At 38.5% G+C, this 19,692-nt stretch carries 15 protein-coding genes; 2 read left to right on the top strand and 13 right to left on the bottom strand.

Going from position 1 to position 19,692, the window contains the following annotated elements; all coding sequences use genetic code 11:
• Positions 1 to 117 precede the first annotated feature (117 nt).
• The 13 genes from MOK21_RS10235 to MOK21_RS10175 all read right to left on the bottom strand — a co-directional run bounded on the left by MOK21_RS10235 (position 118) and on the right by MOK21_RS10175 (position 18,198).
• The gene (locus tag MOK21_RS10235) at positions 118 to 1,968 is read right to left on the bottom strand and encodes a dynamin family protein (RefSeq protein WP_249073831.1); all 1,851 of its coding nucleotides are present in this window, start codon (positions 1,966 to 1,968) and stop codon (positions 118 to 120) included.
• Positions 1,969 to 2,189: 221 nt separating this feature from the next.
• Positions 2,190 to 3,071: a ribokinase gene (gene rbsK, locus MOK21_RS10230; protein WP_249073829.1), complete on the bottom strand. Its 882-nt coding sequence runs from the start codon at positions 3,069 to 3,071 to the stop codon at positions 2,190 to 2,192.
• Positions 3,072 to 3,349: 278 nt separating this feature from the next.
• Complete coding sequence (locus MOK21_RS10225) at positions 3,350 to 4,561, bottom strand: MFS transporter (RefSeq protein ID WP_249073827.1); 1,212 nt, start codon at positions 4,559 to 4,561, stop codon at positions 3,350 to 3,352.
• 371 nt (positions 4,562 to 4,932) lie between these two features.
• Positions 4,933 to 5,523, bottom strand: a complete 591-nt coding sequence (leuD, locus tag MOK21_RS10220; protein WP_249073825.1) for a 3-isopropylmalate dehydratase small subunit — start codon at positions 5,521 to 5,523, stop codon at positions 4,933 to 4,935.
• Between the two features lie 30 nt (positions 5,524 to 5,553).
• Positions 5,554 to 6,963 (bottom strand): 3-isopropylmalate dehydratase large subunit, encoded by a 1,410-nt coding sequence (gene leuC, locus MOK21_RS10215; RefSeq protein ID WP_249073822.1) that lies wholly within the window; start codon positions 6,961 to 6,963, stop codon positions 5,554 to 5,556.
• Between the two features lie 16 nt (positions 6,964 to 6,979).
• Complete coding sequence (leuB, locus tag MOK21_RS10210) at positions 6,980 to 8,080, bottom strand: 3-isopropylmalate dehydrogenase (RefSeq protein ID WP_249073821.1); 1,101 nt, start codon at positions 8,078 to 8,080, stop codon at positions 6,980 to 6,982.
• Positions 8,081 to 8,235: 155 nt separating this feature from the next.
• Positions 8,236 to 9,774, bottom strand: a complete 1,539-nt coding sequence (locus MOK21_RS10205; protein ID WP_249073820.1) for a 2-isopropylmalate synthase — start codon at positions 9,772 to 9,774, stop codon at positions 8,236 to 8,238.
• Positions 9,761 to 10,795: a ketol-acid reductoisomerase gene (gene ilvC / locus MOK21_RS10200; RefSeq protein WP_100543809.1), complete on the bottom strand. Its 1,035-nt coding sequence runs from the start codon at positions 10,793 to 10,795 to the stop codon at positions 9,761 to 9,763. Before ilvC ends, MOK21_RS10205 begins: the two co-directional genes overlap by 14 nt.
• A gap of 96 nt (positions 10,796 to 10,891) precedes the next feature.
• A complete protein-coding gene (ilvN, locus tag MOK21_RS10195; protein ID WP_049664470.1) occupies positions 10,892 to 11,407 on the bottom strand; it encodes an acetolactate synthase small subunit in 516 nt (171 codons plus the stop codon).
• Entirely contained in the window at positions 11,404 to 13,170 is a 1,767-nt protein-coding gene (gene ilvB, locus MOK21_RS10190; RefSeq protein ID WP_249073819.1) for a biosynthetic-type acetolactate synthase large subunit, read from the bottom strand. The genes ilvN and ilvB overlap by 4 nt, the downstream gene beginning before the upstream one ends.
• A 529-nt stretch (positions 13,171 to 13,699) precedes the next feature.
• The gene (gene ilvD / locus MOK21_RS10185) at positions 13,700 to 15,370 is read right to left on the bottom strand and encodes a dihydroxy-acid dehydratase (protein ID WP_249073818.1); all 1,671 of its coding nucleotides are present in this window, start codon (positions 15,368 to 15,370) and stop codon (positions 13,700 to 13,702) included.
• Positions 15,371 to 15,712: 342 nt separating this feature from the next.
• Positions 15,713 to 17,035, bottom strand: coding sequence for a D-arabinono-1,4-lactone oxidase (locus tag MOK21_RS10180; protein WP_249073817.1), 1,323 nt, complete (start codon positions 17,033 to 17,035; stop codon positions 15,713 to 15,715).
• On the bottom strand, positions 17,023 to 18,198 hold the full coding sequence (locus MOK21_RS10175; RefSeq protein ID WP_249073816.1) for an amino acid deaminase/aldolase: 1,176 nt from the start codon (positions 18,196 to 18,198) through the stop codon (positions 17,023 to 17,025). Before MOK21_RS10175 ends, MOK21_RS10180 begins: the two co-directional genes overlap by 13 nt.
• Positions 18,199 to 18,585: 387 nt before the next feature.
• On the opposite strand from MOK21_RS10175, the gene MOK21_RS10170 reads away from it, so the two are divergent.
• Positions 18,586 to 19,131: a cysteine hydrolase family protein gene (locus MOK21_RS10170; protein WP_249073815.1), complete on the top strand. Its 546-nt coding sequence runs from the start codon at positions 18,586 to 18,588 to the stop codon at positions 19,129 to 19,131.
• A gap of 214 nt (positions 19,132 to 19,345) precedes the next feature.
• On the top strand, positions 19,346 to 19,603 hold the full coding sequence (locus tag MOK21_RS10165) for a GlsB/YeaQ/YmgE family stress response membrane protein (protein ID WP_079562065.1): 258 nt from the start codon (positions 19,346 to 19,348) through the stop codon (positions 19,601 to 19,603).
• Positions 19,604 to 19,692 lie beyond the last annotated feature (89 nt).

The raw sequence follows: 19,692 nt of genomic DNA, 5'->3' as shown, positions 1-19,692 counted from the left end.
ACAACAAGGCAGAATTTAATCTACATGTTTTGTCGATTAAATCTGCCTCTAAATGTCCTAAGGCGGATGCCAACGAATCAGCTTTGTACTTGCACAAATTGAGGCAAGATTGATCGTCTATGCTTCATATTGAATATCCAATTTTTTTGGAATTTCTGGTATATCGTTTGATTTCACATCTATTTCTGCTAAAGCTAACGTATGTAATGGATATCTTTTCTGAACATCAAAAGGAATCGCACTACTTTCCATTTTATTGTTCATCTGACTACGTGCAAGTAGACCATTATTCGTCAGGTCAATGCTTATGATACTGTTAATCGTTTCTTTTAGCATTTCAATATCTTTTTCTTTCAGCGGCATTTGTTCGTCCATAAAAAATGGTTGAATATTGTCTTTAATATAGCCCTGCGCCTCAACTAAACAAGAAAATTCGTTTAATTTATTTGCGTATAACTTTAATTGGCGCTTTTCTTTTAAACGTTGTTGATTTAGCTCATGGACTTTTTGCTCAATACGTACCAATCGATTTTTCGTTAACTCCATAAGATAGTTTTGTGTCGAATGAATGGACTGAAGCATTATTGCCTCTGCTTCTTGTACTTTCTCAAATTGTGCAATACAAACAACTTGCTGCTCATTTAACTTGTTCACACGTTCCTTGAAAAATCCATTTTGTGTATGCTGACCAAAGATAGCCTTCATAAGTCCTTTTCCATGAATTTTTTTATGTTGAGCGTCCAATCGATCATACTCACGCATATATTCGCTATGCATATTACGATACTCTCGTAACATCTGTTGATAAAAAACGGCCTTTTCTGTAAAACTTTCCACAATTTCATCCTGCATATAATCATTTTGTGAAATAGTTTGTAAAAGTTGATATAATGTTTGAACATTTTTAAATACATTGGCAGCCTGCTCGTATTCTTGTTCATATTCAGTCACAATTGCTAAATCACGTTGATAGCGTGAAAATTCGTATTGTGAATCGCCTGTATACTTTTCAATGTTCTCAACTGCAGATTGGAATGGATCTCTTTGTGGAATAACAGTTAATTCGAAGCGGAATCGTTCGAGCCACTGCAAGAAGCGAATTAAAATGCCATACGTTTTCTTATCACTATTTTCTGCAACTCGATGAATTTCAGCTATTAATTGCTCATACTGACTTTTTTGCCAAAGTTCATCACTATTAGACTGTTTAGCTTCAATCGCTTCTCTAGCTGATATAGCTACAAAATCACTGATTAAATGTCCGAAACGCTCTCTCTCAGCTTTGATAAACTCCTTTGTATTGTCATTTGAATCAATGGCATTGATGACACACAGAGGTTCAACACCTTTGTTTTTTAGCGTTTCCATTAATAATATTTCAGGATAAATAGCCATCGAACCGGAGCGTAATACCCAAAAAATTTCATCAACACGATTCATTAATGCTTCTGGGAAGTAGGCCATTTCTCCTCCCCCGGCTTCCAATGAAACAGAATCAATAATTGTCACTGATTTTAATAAATCATTTTTCAAATATACTTCTAGGTAATCTAAATGTTCTCGAAGTATTTGAGATGCAAAAGTATCGCTAGTTGTCAATAATTCTAGCTTGCTCATATCGAAAATTGCTACAACACCATCCAAAAAATACGCCTTTATTTCTTCATGTTCACCGTATCGCAAAAATGTATTTACCCCTGTTGGATGCTGATCACTAATAGGTAAAACTTGACGGCCTAACAATCCATTCACAAGTGTTGTTTTTCCAACACGCTCTTTCCCAACAATTAGAATCATCGTTTCATTGTTAGCATCTTGAATGATACGATTTAAGTGTTTGGCTGTATCTTTCACATATGTATTTTGCAAAATAATGCCATGTAATTGTCGCAAATGATCAACAAGCTGTGGCAAAATATTATTCGCTGAGGCTGTAAATTCGGTCGGCACATTATCAATATTTGTCATCCTCGAAACCTCTTTTCGTATGTATCTAAAGTTATTATAAATGAAAATATTCCCTTATTAATACATAGTACTAAGAATTAACGACAAAAAAGGATAATATACTCAAATAACATCGCCATAAATAGGTAATAACTCTTATGCATTTCACCAAACTACCGCAGATAATATTACTCATTCAGACTAAAAGAAATAATATTTTTGTAAAGTGAGTTGTGTTCCCATTATTCTTCAACACCAGTCAAACGTGCATAAACTGCTCCAAGATTTGGCATTCCACCTTGCGCACCGAATTTCTCCACTGATAATGAAGCAGCTATATTTGCAAAATATACTGCCTGATCCAATGATTGTCCTTCTACTAAAGCATAAGCTAATGCACCGTTAAACGTATCGCCTGCACCTGTTGTATCTACTGCTTTCGTCATATAGCCCGGTACATGAATAGGATATTCACCATCAAAATAGCGTGCACCATCACTACCTAGCGTAATAATCATTTTATTAGGATATTTTTCTACTACTCGCTCAATATCTTCACCAAAAATTTCGGCACACTCCGTTTCATTTGGTGTGATATAAGTAATATCCTCCATCCATTGCACATCGAAATTAGCTGCTGGAGCTGGATTTAATAAAACAGGGACATTGGCTTCTTTACAAAGTTTTATTGCATAAGCGGTCGTTTCCTTTGGGATTTCTAACTGCATAATGACCAACTGGCTTTTTTGAATAATTTCTTTCGCTGCCTCTAAATGTGCAGGCCTTAATTCATAATTTGCCCCAGGCACTACTATGATGCGGTTATCGTTATTGTAGATTAAAATATTAGCAATCCCAGTAGGTGCCGATACACTCGAAATAGCTTCAGTTTGAACATTCTCTTGCTGTAAAACCTTGCGCAATGTTTCACCAAAACTATCGGAGCCCACACACCCTATCATTGCAACTTCACTACCAAGACGTGCCGCAGCAATGGCCTGATTAGCCCCTTTCCCTCCTGGAATTGTTTGAAACTCTTTCCCGAGTATAGTTTCTCCCTGCTTTGGAAAAGTCCCCATTTGTACAACTAAATCCATATTTATGCTTCCTATAACTGTAATCATTTTATGACCTACCTTCCATCTTATTTTTCCATTTTAACTGAGAAAACAATAGAAAGACAGGTCATTTACATTTGAAAATTATGGAGTAACGCGAGCGTTTTTAATTTTCAATTAAAGTTTTCCTAACAATCCTTTCCTTGACTCCAATTCAATTTTTCTATCACAATCTTCACAGGAAAATTTCCCCTCCATATTTTGTTTATACAGTCTATATTTCTTTGACCCTTCTACCACTTCAAATGTTTTTTTACAAAAAATACAATGAACTGAATAGCTAATCATACTTTTTCCTCCTTTAAACCAATATTGTTTTTTGGGGAATATAGAACAAAATACAGTGAAACTGAGAATAAAATACTAATAATACCGAAAATCATTGCAGTCATTTGAAGCGTAAATAGTTCTGCAAACAGACCCAATAATAACGTAAAGGAAATTTGTAATATATTTTGAAATATAGTAGAAAAACTACCAAATCTCCCCATTATGTCAGTCGGTACATATTGCTGATAAAACGTTTCATAACCAGAATTACTAAATGCCATAAAAAAGCCTAGAAAAACTAAACTTACAAAAGCCAAAATACTCGATGTCGAAGCATAAAAAGCTGTGTAAAACAGCATTGTCAGGAACAAACCAAAGGCTATATATGATCGAGTGGACGATTTTTTGGCGAAACTTGCAGCAACCATTCCACCTATAATTGCTCCGGCTCCTGCACTACTCACAAAGGTTCCGTATAAGCTATCGGATAAAGCTAAATCTTGTTTTATAAATGTTGTTTCTTGAGAATCTAGGGCAAATGCAATCATTAACGTACTTTGAAACAGTAAATAAATCGTAATAAATAATGAATTTTGTCGAATGAAAGCTAGTACTGCTAGGTAATCACTTTTTAATAGTTGCCAGGTAATTCGTTGTTGTGAAGTTTCTTCCACGTTATCTACATCTGGTAAAAAGTAAATGATCATAGCACAAATAAAAAATGTAAAGCTATTGAACCAAATCGTCACTGTCGTATTAAAAAGCATGATGAATAATCCTGCTAATGCTGGACCTAGTAAAAACGAGCCTGAATTGAACGTGCCAAGTATTGCGTTAAAACGTTGTCTATCTTCTGAGGGAACAAATTTTGTAATATAAAATGTACTACTAGGTCCAAAGAAACTACTCGCTATATTCGCTAAAAATAACAGCGTATAAATAAGCCAAATAGATTCCATAAACGGCATACAAAAAACAATAAACCCTCGTATAATATCCGCTGTCATCATCAACTTGCGTTTATTCATACGATCAATGAACGAACCAGCTACCAAACTTGTTAAAACTCTTGCAATTGGTCCGACAATAAAGATTCCAGCCATCGCTGCAGGCGATTGTGTTAAATGCCATATAAATAAATTTAGCGCTACAAGGTAAATCCAGTCCCCTAATTTAGAAAAACCTAAGCCCCCAATTAATAAGCTGTATTTTCGAAGGTTTGCCAAGATCGTTCCGCCCCTTATATTTAGTAAGAGCTCACTTCCACTTTTTTCGATAAATATAGAACATTCCCATTATTTATCATATCTCTGTTTACATATTATCAAAATATTGCCTCAATTCGTTATGTTTTTTAAAAAATAATCAACAAATCACAATATCTAATGCTATATTTTTATTATGTAAAGTGGTAAGGACTAATCATTCACCAAGTCAATGAGTTTTTTTCACTACCTGGTCATTTCTACTCTAGCCCCAGCAGTTCTTTCTACTTCCTGATCATTTCCCACTCTAACCCGAACAACCCTTTCTTTATGCAATAAAAAAACTGAAGACAACAAATTTGTCTTCAGTCAAAAGTAAATCCCTTGATCCATTAATATGCAACACGTTCTGCTTCGTAAGCAGCAATTTGTTCTTCGTATTTAAAGGTTAAAGCAATTTCATCCCAACCATTTAGCAATGTTTCCTTATAGTAAGGATCGATGCTGAAATTATACACTGTACCATCTTCACCCGTTACTGTTTGTGCTTCGAGATTGACTTCCATCGTGTACGGATTTTCTAAGCCTTTCGCTAAAATTTCATCACACTCTGCTTCAGTTAGTTTGATGGGTAGGATCCCATTTTTGAAGCAGTTATTATGGAAAATATCTGCGAATGATGGTGCAATGACTACATTGAAGCCATAATCTAAGATTGCCCACGGTGCATGTTCACGTGAAGAACCACAGCCGAAGTTATCTTGAGCTACTAAAATTTTGGAATCTTTAAATTCAGGTTTGTTTAAGACAAAATCCTTTATCTCATTGCCATCCGCATCGAAGCGCCAATGATAAAACAAAAACTGGCCAAACCCTGTACGTTCAATACGCTTTAAAAACTCTTTCGAAATAATTTGGTCTGTATCGACATTTTTACGATCAAGTGGTGTTATCACACTATTTACGATATTAATTGGTTCCATATGCAATCATCCCTTCCGTGTAAATGGCAATTACACAGTTTCCTTTACGAATTCTCGAACATCCACAAAGTGACCAGCAATTGCTGCCGCTGCTGCCATTGGCGGTGATACTAAGTGTGTACGAGAACCAGCTCCTTGGCGTCCTTCGAAGTTACGGTTTGATGTTGATGCACAGCGTTCGCCCGCTGGTACTACATCATCATTCATTGCTAGACACATTGAGCAACCTGTTTCACGCCATTCAAAGCCGGCATCTGTAAAGATTTTATCTAATCCTTCTGCTTCTGCTTGTTGTTTCGTCGAATATGATCCTGGTACAACGATCGCTGTTACATTTTCATTGACCTTACGCCCTTTAATAACATCTGCAGCTGCACGTAAATCACTGATACGAGAATTTGTGCAAGAACCGATAAATACGTGTTGAATATCGATTGAAGTTAATGGTTGACCTTCCTCTAAGCCCATGTAGGCAAGTGCTTTGCGAAGGGCAGCTTTATCTGACTCATCCTCATAATCTGCCTGTGTTGGAACATGACTTGAAACACCTGAACCCATTGACGGATTCGTTCCCCAAGTGATGATTGGTTCAATTTCTTCTGCTTGAATTATTCGAACCGTATCATAAGTTGCATCTTCATCCGATGCTAAGCTTAACCAATACTCTGCTGCTTCTTCAAATTTTTCTCCTTGTGGTGCATGTTTGCGTCCGCGAATATAGTCAACAGTCGTTTGGTCAGGCGAAATTAGACCTGCTTTTGCCCCTGCTTCAATCGACATGTTGCATATTGTCATCCGTTCTTCCATAGAAAGCTTGTGGATAGCCTCTCCAGTGAATTCCACAATATGTCCTGTACCGACACTGATACCAAATTTCGAAATAATCGCTAAAATAATATCTTTTGCAGCTACACCTACCGGAAGCTCACCTTCTACACGAATTTCCATCGTTTTCGGCTTATTTTGCCACAGCGTTTGTGTTGACAATACATGTTCTACCTCAGATGTCCCAATACCGAAGGCAATCGCTCCAAACGCACCATGTGTAGACGTATGGGAGTCACCACAGACAATTGTTTTACCAGGCTGAGTTAAACCTAGCTCTGGCCCAATTACATGTACAATTCCTTGGTCAGGATGCCCCATTCCCGCAAGCTCAACCCCAAATTCTTCAGCGTTTTTAGCTAACGTTTCAATTTGGTTACGTGCGATTGGATCATGAATCGTTGGAAGATTTTTGGTAGGTACGTTATGATCCATCGTCGCAAAGCTTAAATCTGGGCGACGTACTTGACGCCCGTTCATTCGTAGACCTTCAAAGGCTTGCGGAGACGTTACCTCATGAATTAAATGGAGATCAATATATAACAGGTCCGGTTTGCCCTCTTCCTGATAAACAACGTGTTTATCCCAAATCTTTTCAATTATATTTTTACCCATTATCTTCACCTATTTCTTAAATGTATGTTGTCATAATACTTTCTGAAACAAAGCTTGTATCAATCTCATTAATGATTTTATCTGTCCATTCATTCGTCGATAGTATACGACTGCCATCACGTGCTAAATCTGCTGTGAAGTAACCATCATCAAATACCGCACTTACAGCACGTTCTATTTCTGCAGCCTCTTCTTTTAAGCCAAATGAGTATTGTAGCATCATGGCAACTGACAGGATTGTTGCCGCTGGATTAGCAACACCTTGCCCTGCAATTTCTGGTGCTGAGCCATGTACTGGTTCATATAGACCAAAATTATCGCCGCGGATAGACGCAGATGGTAATACACCTAAAGAGCCTGTAATAACAGATGCTTCATCACTTAAAATATCTCCAAACATATTTTCTGTAACGACTACATCATAATGACTAGGATTTGTAATTAATTTCATAGCAACTGAGTCTACTAAATTGTGTTCCACTTGCACATCTGGATATTCTTTTTTCTTCGCTTCTACAACTTCTCGCCATAAACGACTTGTTTCTAGAACATTTGCTTTATCAACAGAGCATAATTTGCCTCCACGTAAACGTGCTAATTCAAAGGCATTTTCAACAATACGTTCAACTTCTGCAATTGAGTAAACAGTTGTATCAATCGCGCCATTCTCAGTACGCATACGTGGTTCCCCGAAGTATACGCCGCCTGTTAATTCACGTACAATCATTAAATCGACGTTTTCGGCTACTTCACGCTTTAATGGTGAAGCATCTAGTAAACTCGGGAACGCCTTTACTGGACGTAGATTTGCGAATAGGTCGAAGTGTTTGCGAATACGTAATAATCCTTTTTCTGGACGTAATTCAGGCGGATTATTATCCCATTTCGGACCACCAACAGCTCCAAGTAAAACTGCGTCACTATTTTCACACATCTCTATTGTTTCATCTGGTAGTGGATTATTGTGTTGGTCGATGGCAGCGCCTCCGATTGTTGCATAACCTAAATGGAATGTATGGTTGAATCGCTTACCAATAACCTGTAATACACGTACAGCAGAAGCAACAACCTCTGGTCCGATTCCGTCACCAGGAAGTACTGTAATTTTTTTCTCCATCGTCAAAACACCTTTCTTTGTATAACGTAAAATTACGCTATTTTAGTAAGACTCTCACCTATAGGAATAGGTGAGGTCATCAATATTACGACTTGACATCATTGCGTTTGGAATGTTCTAGCAAAATCTGTGACATGTACAGAACCGAAGATCCATTAACTTACAGGCTGTGCACGAAGGCTTGCTTGAATCAAATGACGATTGATGGCATTTAAATAAGCCTTTGCAGATGCTTCTAAAACATCCTGAGATGAGTTTCGTCCGGTTGTTGAAATACCGTCATATCGAATATTAATAACGGCTTCACCTAGTGCATCTCTTCCTTTACCAACAGACTTCACTCGATAATCGATTACATGGATGTCTCCTTGTACAAGTTGTTCAAGCGTATTGAAAATGGCTTCCACCGAGCCAGAACCTGTTGCCACAACGGTCTTCTCAAGACCTTCTGGTGTTAAAACAATCGCGGTAGCTGTTGGTATATTCTCTGTACCATATTGCACCTGTACCATCTTTAGTTCGTAGAGTGGCACATCTTCTAATTGAACTTGCTGCTCTGTCAGAAGAGTTAGCAAATCTTCTTCTGTAATTTCTTTTTTACGATCTGCAAGCTTTTTAAATTCAGTAAAAGCTTTATTTAATTTTTCATCCGAAAGGTTGAAGCCCATTGATTCTGCTCGGTCACGGAATGCTGCGCGTCCTGAGTGTTTACCTAGAACGAGTGGCACATCCCCTTCACCAATAAGGGCAGGTGTAATAATCTCATACGTTTCAGGATTTTTTAACACACCATCTTGGTGAATACCTGATTCGTGTGCAAATGCATTTTTACCAACAATAGCTTTATTCGGCTGAATAACTACATTTGTAAGCTTACTTACTAATTGAGATGTACGCTTAATTTCTTGTAAATGAATACCTGTTTCTACAGGATATATATCTTTACGGATATGAAGGGCCACTGCGATTTCTTCAAGCGCAACATTTCCTGCTCGCTCCCCGATACCGTTAATCGTCCCTTCTACTTGTGAGGCACCATTTTCTATGGCAGCAATTGTATTAGCGGTTGCCATCCCTAAATCATCATGGCAATGTGCAGAGAATTTTACCTTGTCAGCACCTTTTACGTTTTCAAGTAGGAATTTAAATAATGCACCATATTCTTGTGGCGATGCATATCCTACTGTGTCAGGTACATTAATGGTTGTTGCACCTGCCGCAACAACATCATTCATAATACGTACTAAAAATTCACGATCTGAGCGGAATGCATCCTCTGCAGACCATTGTACAAGTGGAAAGAATTTTTTTGCATATTTGACGGCTTCCACCGCTTGTTCTACCACTTGATCAGGTGACTTTTTCAGCTTGTATTCCATATGAATTGGGGAAGTTGCTAGGAAAATATGAATATGTGGCTGTTCGGCCACTTTAATCGCTTCCCACGTTGTATCGATATCCGTTTGTACACAGCGGGCTAAGCCTGTTACGATTGAGTTTTTGACTGTTCCTGCAATACGATTTACCGCCTCAAAGTCACCGGGTGACGAAGCAGGAAAACCTGCTTCAATAATTGTCACTCCTAGGCGCTCTAGTTGCTTGGCGATTTCAATCTTCTCTGCTGTGTTAAGATTAATACCAGCAGATTGTTCGCCATCGCGAAGGGTTGTATCGAAAATATCAATTTTTCGCACTTGCAGCCACTTCTCTTACAACTTTTTCTTTACCTTCGTTGATGAATGGCATCATAGCACGTAATTTAGCACCAACTTCTTCGATTTGATGGTTTGCACCAGCTTCTTTGAATTTTGTATATTCTGGACGTCCGTTTTCGTTTTCTTGAATCCAACGGCGAGCAAATGTACCATCTTGAATATCAGTTAATACATCTTTCATACGTGCTTTAACTGAGTCATCGATGATGCGTGGTCCTGCAACATAGTCACCCCACTCAGCTGTATCTGATACTGAATAACGCATTGTTGCCATACCACCTTCAAACATTAGGTCAACAATTAATTTAAGTTCGTGAAGTGTTTCAAAGTATGCTAACTCTGGTTGGTAGCCTGCTTCCACTAAAGTTTCAAAACCTGCTCTTACTAATTGTGTAGCACCGCCACAAAGTACAGCTTGCTCACCGAATAAATCCGTTTCCGTTTCTTCTTTAAATGTTGTTTCAAGTAAACCACCACGAGCTGCACCGATTCCTTTACCGTAAGCAAGCGCTAAATCTTTTGCTTGACCAGTTGCATCTTGATGAATTGCGAATAATCCTGGTACACCAGCACCCTCTTGGAATTGACGACGAACTAAATGTCCTGGACCTTTCGGAGCAACTAGGAATACGTCCACATCTGCTGGTGGTGTAATTTGACCGAAATGAATATTGAAGCCGTGTGCAAACATAAGTGCTTTACCTGCTTCAAGATGAGGAGCAATTTCCGCCTCATAAACAGCTTTTTGACGCTCATCTGGAAGTAAAATTTGGATAACATCTGCTTCTTGTGCTGCTTCTGCAACAGTTTTTACATCTATTCCATCCGCTTTTGCGGCATCGAATGATCCGCCTGGGCGAACTCCTACTACTACATCGAAACCTGATTCTTTAAGGTTTAATGCATGTGCGTGACCTTGTGAACCATAACCGATGATTGCGATTTTTTTCCCCTTTAATACTTCCTCGTTGATGTTTTGTTCATAGTACATAGTAGCCATAATTTGTTTCCTCCTAATATTGGGTTTGTTTTTTTACTTCAAATGCACGTAAGCCCTAAGAGCTATGCATCCAAAGCTGTCAATTTTATATGCAAACTATTTTAAAATAGAGAGCTGCGTATTTGAGATTTTTTGCGTTTCACGAACAGATGCCGTAGCCCCCGTACGCGTTAATTCTTTAATACCATAAGGTCGAATTAGTTCAATAAAGGCATCGATCTTATCTGGATCTCCTACTACTTGATAGGTGACAACGTTTTTCGCTGTATCAATAATTTGTGGACGGAATGGTTCAACAATTGAATTCATTTCCAGTCGTAGGTTTGGTGGTGAAATGACCTTCACAAGTGCTAACTCACGTAGCACGATTGATTTATCTGTAATGTCATTGACCTTTAACACATCAATTTGTTTTGATAATTGTTTCACAAGCTGTTCAATTTTCCGCTCATCCTCAACGTTTACAACAAAAGTCATTTTCGAAAAGTTTGGCTGTTCTGTATGGCCAACTGTGATTGATTCAATATTAAATTGACGCTTCATCAGTAAGCCTGTTACACGGTTTAAGACACCGCTTTGGTTAATCACTGTTACGGTAATTACTCGTTTCAATTCTCTTTCACCCCAATCATTTCTTGTAAGCCTTTGCCTGGTGCCACCATTGGGTAAACACATTGAAGCTGTTTAACACGACAATCAATTAACACTGGTTCATCAGAAAGTAGTGCCTCACGGAAAATACTTTCCGCTTCATCGATTGTGTTAATTCGATAGCCCTTGAGGCCATATGCATCAGCTAATTTAACAAAATCCGGTTGGATCGGCATAAGTGAAGATGAATAACGCTCCTCATAAAATGTTTCTTGCCATTGGCGTACCATTCCTAAACAGCTATTATTTAAAATCACCACTTTTACCGGTAAGTTGAACTCTTGTAGTATCGAAAGTTCTTGCGCAGTCATTTGGAATCCTGCATCACCTACAATAGAAACAACTTTTTTGTCTGGTTTCGCAAACTGGGCGCCAATTGCAGCTGGGAAGCCGAAGCCCATCGTACCAAGTCCACCAGACGTTACCCATCCATGATCATTGTTTAAACGGTAATATTGCGCAGCCCACATTTGATGCTGACCAACATCTGTCGTGACAATTGCGTCACCTTCCGTAATTTTATGCACAAGCTCTAAAGCTTCCTGAGGTAAAATTTCTTTGTCCCCAGGTTCTTTGCTGTACCATAATGGATATTCCTTTGCATGATTATTCAAAAATGCTAGCCATTCTGTTGTCTCTGGACCCTCGAAGTCTTTTTTCAATAATGCTTTTAATGCTTCTTTGGCATCTGCAACGATTGGAATATCTGTCGGAACATTTTTTCCAATTTCCGCTGGATCAATATCGATGTGTATAATTGTTGCATTTGGAGCAAATGTTGCTAAATTACCTGTTAAACGGTCATCAAAGCGAGCTCCGATATTCAATAATAAATCAGATTTCGAAATCGCTATGTTTGCTGTTGCAGTTCCATGCATTCCTGCCATACCGATGAAGAGTTCATGCTCCCCATGGATTGAACCAAGCCCTAGCAACGTGTTTGCTACTGGAATTCGGTATTTTTCAGCGAATGTTGTTAACTCTTCTTTAGCATCCGCAAAGAGTACACCAGCCCCTGCTAAAATGACTGGATTTTTGGCCAATGAAATCGCCTGAATGGCTTTTTGAATCTGTAAATAATTCGGTTTGTATGTTGGTTGATAACCTGGTAAATATATTTCATCCGGGGCCTGCGGTGGATTCTCTACATCGAATAACATTTGAGAAACGTTTTTCGGGAAATCCACTACTACAGGGCCTTTTCGACCAGTACTTGCAATATGGAAAGCTTCTTTAACAATACGAGGGATATCATTAACATCCTGCACCTGATAATTGTGCTTTGTAATTGGTGTCGTAATTCCCATAATGTCGGCTTCTTGGAAAGCATCTGTACCGATGACAGCTGTTGAAACTTGACCTGTAAATACAACTAACGGGATGGAATCAATCATCGCATCAGCAATACCCGTTACTAAGTTTGTTGCCCCAGGACCACTTGTTGCTATTACAACACCAGGTTTATTGGAAACACGTGCATAACCTTCCGCTGCATGGATTGCACCTTGTTCATGTCGAGTTAAAATATGACGAATCGGGTTTTTATACATTGCATCATAGATTGGTAGCACCGCTCCACCAGGGTAACCAAAAATAATTTCAACACCTTGTTCATGCAGTGCTTGCACTAATACGTCAGCACCATCTTTCGCTTGATAGGTTTGTTCAGCTTTTGCTGTTGTTGCTAATTCTTCTTTCTCATTAATAGAAACATTCGTACTCATCAAATATGCCTCCTTCTTATCCTTCCATTTCACTTCGGTAATGCACACCAGTGAAGTGTTTAACGTTGAAAAAAATAAAAAGCCTTTTTCTCCACACGCAAAGAATTACCTTACGTAGGGATGAAAAAGACTTTTCATGGTACCACCCTTTTTTATAGCAAATAATTGCTACCTCGTGAATAAACATAAGCATTTAAGCACCAATGCGAAATCCTTCGCATCCAATACGGTGTCAAAAATTATTTATTCATTAATAACGAGCACTTTCGATTATGCCCGGAGCTATCTAATGGCGAACACGCGTTTAATAGCCCACTCAGAGGGGATGTCGGATCTAGTTGTATCGCCGGCTTCCAGCACGACCGGCTCTCTGGTAAATACAAGGCTCTAGAACCTTTAACCTCATCAACGCTTTATCTTTATCAATTGTGCCTTGGCATAATTGCGTCTGGAATCGGCTTTGTGCTTGCACAAAGAACTCCTTTCCGATTCCATGACATCCGCCGGAGGCTTTAACTTCTGAAAGAAGTTAAATTTTCATAACGCCACCTGTAGAAGCGTTTGTTACTAATTTTGAATATCTTGCTAGCCATCCGCGCTTAATTTTCGGTTCAAATACCGGTAGTTTTGCACGACGTTCAGCGAATACTTCATCTGAAACTTCTAAATTAATAGTACGATTTGGTAGATCAATTGTGATAATGTCACCGTTCTCTACTAAAGCAATTGGACCACCTTCTGCTGCCTCTGGTGAAATATGTCCGATTGAAATACCACGAGATGCACCTGAGAAGCGTCCATCTGTAATTAACGCAACCTTTGTACCAAGACCTCGACCTTGAATCGCAGAAGTTGGAGCAAGCATTTCAGGCATCCCTGGGCCACCTTTAGGTCCTTCATAGCGAATGACGACTACATGGCCCTCTTTAACCGTCCCGTTATCAATATTCTCCTGCGCTGCCTCTTGTGAATCAAAGACGATTGCTTCGCCTCTGAATACTTTAATAGAAGGGTCTACAGCTCCTACTTTAATAACAGAACCATCTGGTGCGATGTTGCCAAATAACACCGATAAACCACCAACTGGGCTATACGGATTGTCTTTTGTACGAATAACTTTATCATCTGTAATTTGATAATCCTTCACAAGCTCACCCATTGTCACCCCTGCAACTGTTGGTCGATCAGGGTGAATTGCACCTGGAATAGATGTTAATTCATTAATAATGGCACTAACGCCACCTGCTTTATTAATATCATCCATTGAAATATCTGAAGCAGGCATTATTTTCGCTAGATATGGAACACGCTCTGCAACTTTATTAATATCTTCAATGTTATAATCGATTTCAGCTTCATTGGCGATTGCTAATGTATGGAGGACTGTATTTGTCGAACCACCCATCGCCATATCAAGTGCAAATGCATCATCAATTGCTTCTTTAGTAATAATGTCACGAGGTTTGATATCCTCTTTAATCATTCGGACTAATTGTTTCGCTGCTTCTTTAATGAGCTTATGACGCTCTTCAGAAGTAGCTACAATTGTGCCATTACCAGGTAAAGCTACTCCGAGCATTTCCATTAAGCAGTTCATAGAGTTGGCAGTAAACATACCTGAACATGAACCACATGTTGGGCATGCATTGTTTTCAATATCTAAAAGCTCTTCAGCAGACATGTTGCCAGATTTATGAGCTCCTACACCTTCAAAAACGGAAGTTAATGAAAGTTGCTTGCCTGTAGCAGAAGTACCAGCCTCCATAGGACCACCAGATACGAAAATTGACGGTACATTAGTACGAACTGCTGCCATTAACATTCCCGGTGTAATTTTGTCACAGTTAGGAATGTAGAATACACCATCGAACCAGTGTGCATTAATAACTGTTTCCGCAGAGTCTGCGATAATTTCACGACTCGGTAAAGAGTAACGCATACCAATGTGCCCCATTGCAATACCATCATCTACACCGATTGTATTAAATTCGAATGGAATACCACCCGCTTCTACAATGGCCTCTTTGACAACATCAGCAAATGTACGTAAATGAACGTGACCTGGTATAATGTCGATATAAGAATTACAAACCCCAATAAATGGCTTGCCTAAATCTTTCGCTTTTACTTTGCCTGTTGCATATAAAAGACTTCGATGTGGCGCACGATCTACGCCTACTTTAATCATGTCACTTCTCATTTTAAACGCCCCTCATTTATTGCTCTGTTCGTTGCTATATACGAAATGTTCTGTCTATTTCGTTTTTGCGTATATTAATCTTTTAAAAGATTACTAACTACTTTAACGAACGTGTTAAATTGTTGTTATCATAGTACGAAAAAAAGGTCTAGTCAACAGTATTTTTCGAATTGTTTGAACAATTTAAATAATATACAAAATTTGAAATCGTTTTCATGCTGATTAAGTATCACTTTTTTCTCGCTTTAGGGAATATTTTGACATTTCATTCAAATTTTAATTTTTTCAATACTCTATTAACGACATTTCCAAATACTTCAAAAATATGTGCATGTTATGTCCTTACAATGTAAATAATTTTCTTAAGTACCCTGTCAAAAACACATGATCAGGATCGTTTTGATTGCGAATCGCTAAAAATTTTTTGATATCCGGGTATAGCTCATATACATAGTTAGCAGTTAAATGACTTAGTTTACCCCAATGCGGTCGTCCTTTATATTTCTTCATCATCGTATGAACCCATTCAAAATAAGGCTCTTCCTGCATTCCCTTATACATATGAAAGGCAATAAATGCTGATTCTTGTCCTTGTGTAGGACTTAAAAAACCCGCTTCACCTGCTGCTGTCCGACATTCTAACGGAAAATGCACATTAAACATACCACTTTTAAAAGTTGCGTGGATTTCCTCCATACATGCCTCAAATTGTGTTAATGGAATAGCATATTCACTTTCTTGGAACTTTACGCTACGCGGGGACGGAAAAATTTCGTAGCTTATCCCCTTTTTCTCACCCTCGACTACATTAGCTGCTGCTAATTTGCTCATAGCGCCACTTAACGCCGGCCTCCATTTACAAAGTTCGGACATTGCAAAAAAAGCGCCGTTCTCTACTATTTGCAGTTTCAATGTTTCCATTCTCTTACTCCAACTACTTTGAAAAACAGGCGCTATGGCGTTCATACGTTTCACTTGAATTGTTTCACTACTAGGGAAATAAAACCATTCAACATGTCGATTTTGTCGAATATCTTCAGCAAATATCGACAGTCCATTTTCTAAAGTGTCCCTTGTGCTTACATAATGTAAGCTATACAGTGGGATCACCTTAATTGTTACTTTTACAAGTACACCCAGCAAACCTAGTGAAACATGCAAAGCTTCAGATAAATCATCCGCTCCCCTCTTATGTTCCCTATAAGTACCTGTACCATCTACAAAAGCCCACCTAGTTACAGCTGATGATAACGAACCGAGTGTTACACCTGTTCCATGGGTCCCCGTTGATACTGCTCCAGCAATCGTTTGCTCTTGAATATCTCCCATATTTATAAGGGCAAAGCCATGCTGCGCAAGTAATGGACCAATTTCATATAAATACGTTCCAGCCCAAAGTGTCGCCTCTTGTTTCTCCTCATTCACTGCTATGAGCCCACGCATATTATGTAAAGAAAGTGCTATATGCTCAGGCATTGCCACAGCGCTAAAGGAGTGAGCTGCACCCGTAACACGAATCGTTTTTCCTAATTCACGTGCATGCTTCACGATATTTGTCACCTCTTCAATAGACTGAGGTAAATACATCTCAGATGGATAAGAGATGACATTGCCAGCCCAGTTTGTCCACTTCTCACCATTTTTCCACTTATCTATAGAAAACATTGTCCATCCCCCCTATAGGTTTTATAAGCTCCTACATACTTGTCCCCTCTAATTCCATGTAGTTCCTGAAATCTTTCACAAAGTTCACCAGCCTTCGCATGTCGAAAATAAAGCGTGTCTCCTATCTTAACTTTTTTACGCTTTATCTTAACGGGTGTTTGAACTTCTCCTGCCCCTTCCAAACTAAGATATGAGAAAAAGGTCGGCTCATAGAATACCGGTAAACGATCAGCACTAATTGCCCCTGATGCTAGATAACCACCACCATGACAAACAACAATATTTTTTTCTGGCTTTCTTGTTACACTTAAAGCAAATCCAGCTGCCTTTTCCAGCTGTAAATGCGTAAATTGATCAAACAAAGCTGGTGCATAAAATGCAGAGCCAACCGTAATTTCTGATACTTCCTTTTGTTGCGCCGTGTATGCCATACTTCCAGAACCACCACCATTCACGAAGTGCAAGTTTGGAAAATACGCTTTTATATGGGCAATTGCTAATCTACGAAACTGGGTAACTTGCTTTTTAGCTTGCAATTGCATTACTTCAATAAGTTTCCCTTTAACAGCATTGTCTGGACGGTTACCAACTCCTGCAATTTGAGCCTCATAGCCCATCGCTCCAACTACCTCAATAAATGCTTGATTTTTAATATATTCGAGGAATGGTGTTAATGACTCAAGTGATTGAAGCGAAGAGCGTTTTGTACCAAAATAAAGTAACTTAAAATCATTGGATACATTTATATCAATACATACCTGCACACGAACACCTAACTCTTGCCCTAACTCCGCTAAAAATTTAACATGCTCCCGCTTATCCACCATAAAAGTGACGGTTTTCCCTGCCTTTACAAATTGTAGTAAATGGCGAACAGCAGCTTCTTCCATCACTGGATACCCTAGCAGTAAATTATCAAAATGTTGTTGCAGTAAAAAAATTGTCTCCGCCGCTGTAAACGTCATAAATCCCGTCACATTATGTAGATTTTTTTGTAAATAGCGTAATATATCCACAGAACGGACTGATTTCGTAGCAATACGAATATTTTTTTCTCCACACATGTTGTGTACGGTTGAAATATTATGATCCAGTGCATCAAAGTCCAACCAAGCAAACGGATGCTCTAGTTCATGAAACGCTCGATCAAATCTAGTGGTCATGCAATCACTCCTATGTTTTTTTATCAAAAGACAATAAAAAACAACCGTGGACATGTAATCAAATTTGCCTTCACGGTTGTTTTTAATAATGGACAAGCATTTAACTCACCTTTCTATTTTTTTAAGAGATTACGAGGAGAATATGAAATCCGCTGCTAAATTTAACAATACTAGCAGATGTAAGCCTGCAATAAGTAATCCTTGGCGATTTAAACGTTTCATAGCTGTCATATTCATATAGACCACTCTCCTTTTTTTCACATTATACTCTCAGAAAAATCAATTTTCAAACTATTCGTAATATTAAATTTGAATCATTTTTCTGACAAACAGGCCCAAATATGGCATGATAAAGGTGAGATTATACCTATTAGGAGAGTGAAAAGGTTGAAAAAGGCTTTATTAGTAATTGATTATACGTATGATTTTGTTGCTTCTGATGGAAAACTAACTTGTGGTGAGCCCGGTCAAATGTTGGATAAAAAAATCTCATCCTTAATTCAAAAATTTATTGCTGAAAATGAATTTGTTGTTTTTGCGAATGATCTACATGAGGAAGATGACCCGTTCCATCCTGAAACAAAGCTTTTTCCTCCGCATAATATTCGCGGTACGGAAGGACGTCATTTATATGGGCAAGTTGGTGAAATGTATAATCTTCACAAAGATAAAGTTTTGTGGCTCGATAAAACTCGCTATAGCGCATTTGCCGGAACCAATTTATCGATTTTATTGAATGAGCGAGGTATCAAAGAAATTCATTTAGTTGGAGTTTGTACTGATATTTGTATTTTACATACAGCAGTTGATGCTTATAATTTGAGCATTTCAACAGTTGTTTATGCGGATGGTGTTGCAAGTTTTGATGCTGCAGGTCATGAATGGGCATTACGTCACTTTGAGCACACATTAGGTGCAACTGTTATTAAGTAATCCATTTCGTGTTTGTGTAATTGTAGATTCTTCCCTAAAGAAAACACTAACAGATGTTTTTTGCACAAAAATGAGGTATCAGCATAAACTAAATAATGATAAAACCTTTTTATGAATTTGTAATAATTACTAAGAAGCTAGACGCGTAATATACTGCTTTCAGGGCATAACTAAGTAATCGCCATTATGTCTTAATTTTAAGGAGATGAAAAAAATGATTAGCTTCATTTGGTATTTAATCATCGGCGGAGTTTTAGGTTGGTTAGCTGGCGTGATTTTAGGTAAAGATGTACCTGGCGGCATCATAGGAAATATTGTTGCCGGGGTTGTCGGTTCGTGGATCGGTAGTATGGTTCTTGGCAACTGGGGTTGGCGAGTTAGTAATTTTTACGTATTCCCAGCATTAATTGGTGCTGTCGTGCTGATCTTCATCGTAAGCCTTATTTTAAAAGGTATGCGTAAAGCAACCTAAATATGTAAAAAAGAGCCATCATTTTTGATGGCTCTTTACTTGTTCAAAAATAATTGCGGGGCGCGCCTGATCCCTAAGGAGTCGCCCAG

It is taken from the genome of Lysinibacillus sp. BPa_S21, assembly GCF_023337795.1.
GTDB lineage: Bacteria > Bacillota > Bacilli > Bacillales_A > Planococcaceae > Lysinibacillus.
This window is presented reverse-complemented; position numbering and strand designations above follow the sequence as displayed.